Here is a 1,800-nt window from a genome sequence, read left to right as displayed (position 1 = left end):
AGGTAACGGTCACGGTTGATGAAGGCGTTGTTATTGGCTCAAACAGTGCGAGTGCCTATGCGATAGACTTCACGGGGCTGCCGGAGGGCTCTAAGGCGACGCTTCACAACAATGGCAGCATAGTTGGCTATTACGGGACGGCGAATGGCGGCAATGGCGGCCATGCGGTAAAGACCGATATCCCGCTGTCGGTGGCAAACTATGGTGTCATCTATGCCGGGGGTGGCGGGGGCTCTAAGGGTGGGAGTCGAAGTGCAAGCGGAACAAGTTATAGGACAGCAGGTGGGCACGACGATAAGAGATGCGAAGTTACATACAATGTGACGTGCACCGCGTCAGGCGGTAATGGGGGACGAGGAGCTGGTTGGTATAGCACAGGGGCATTTTACAGTTCATCGGTGTCAGGAAGTGTTGGAGCAAGCTGCACAGCGGGTACGTCATCTGACGTGAGTGAGTGCCACACATTCCCTGATGGCAGATCATATACCAGTGGAGGGAGTGGATCCGCAGGAGGAGCATTTGGTGGTCCTGCTAATCCGACCGGAGGAGAGGCTGGTATAGCATTCAATGCTTACCGATTGGTAACCTTCGCCCATGCGGGACTTTGGTCAGGACGTGTGATCGATGATGCCTCACCAGCACCTGATGACGGCAATACGGATCCGGTCGAAGATGCCGACTATCTCCTGACGATTTCCGCTCATACCGAGAATTACGTCGTCTTGTCAGAACTGACTGCAGCAGGTTGGGATGGTGCGACCCCGACAAGTGTAAAGGTTGTAGTCGAACAGGACATCGTTGTTGGCGGAAGTTCTACCAGCAGCTATGCCATGAGCTTTGATGGCTTGCCGGAGGGATCGACAGCAATCCTTGTTAATCGTGGTGATATCATTGGTCGCTATGGTTCTCCTAACGGCGGTACCGGCGGGCACGCCCTGTCGATCAGTGTTCCGTTAAAGCTCTACAACTATGGGAGAATATATTCCGGTGGTGGTGCTGGTTCTAAAGGAGGTAGTCGGTCAATTTCTGGAACACGGTATGAGACCAGAGGTGCGAGTGACGACAAGAGGTGTGAAGTTTCGACGGAGACATGCACAGCCTCCGGTGGAAATGGAGGCCGTGGTGCAGGCTGGTATACGTCCGGCTCATTATATGAACAAGGGGCTAATGGTTCAGGGGGGGCAACATGCACTGCTGGTACCACATCGCACGTGTCTGAATGCTATCATCGTCCAGATGGACGTCGATCAACATCTGGCTACAGTGGTTATGCTGGCGGTGGGCTAGGCTTTGAAGCCGACACAGGCGGTCCCGCAGGTTACGCCTTCACGGGTTTCAACCATATAGACTTTGTGGTTCCGGGCGAATGGGGCGGTCGTGTAGCGAACAACTAGCTGTTTCTGTATCTGGTGCCGGTGCTGGTGAGGGTTGGCAATCATGACACCATAGTAACAGTCTGGGGTTGAGTATAGTCCACCACCCACTTAGTATAGGTTGCATATTATAGGTTGAAGGTACTGATATTGAACCATACTCTCTGAATATTGATAGGCGGCCTGTGCAGGTCGATAAGGAATATTCGGGGGATATCGATGTTGTCAGGCAGCCGACTGGCGCAGGTTATTGCGTCTTTTGTGTCTCTATCATTTATTGGTTTTTCGGCTGCGTCAGCGTCTGCCCAAACTGTGGTTTCCGGGGATTTCTCCGGCCAGTTTGATGTTACGGCCAGCGGAGAGGCGAGTTATGCCATCCCGGTTTCTGTGCCGCCCGGTATCGGTGATCTGGTGCCGGAGGTTGAGC

2 protein-coding genes are annotated in these 1,800 nt (G+C 53.7%); both read left to right on the top strand.

The window, feature by feature from the left end; all coding sequences use genetic code 11:
• Positions 1-1,394: hypothetical protein (locus ACXAIA_RS20585; RefSeq protein WP_475351003.1), on the top strand; the 1,394-nt coding region annotated here is incomplete at its 5' end.
• Positions 1,395-1,592: 198 nt separating this feature from the next.
• Positions 1,593-1,800 (top strand): hypothetical protein (locus ACXAIA_RS20580; RefSeq protein ID WP_475351002.1); only part of this gene is annotated, 208 nt, incomplete at its 3' end.

This window comes from Thalassospira sp. ABL2_045, assembly GCF_056161285.1.
This window is presented reverse-complemented; position numbering and strand designations above follow the sequence as displayed.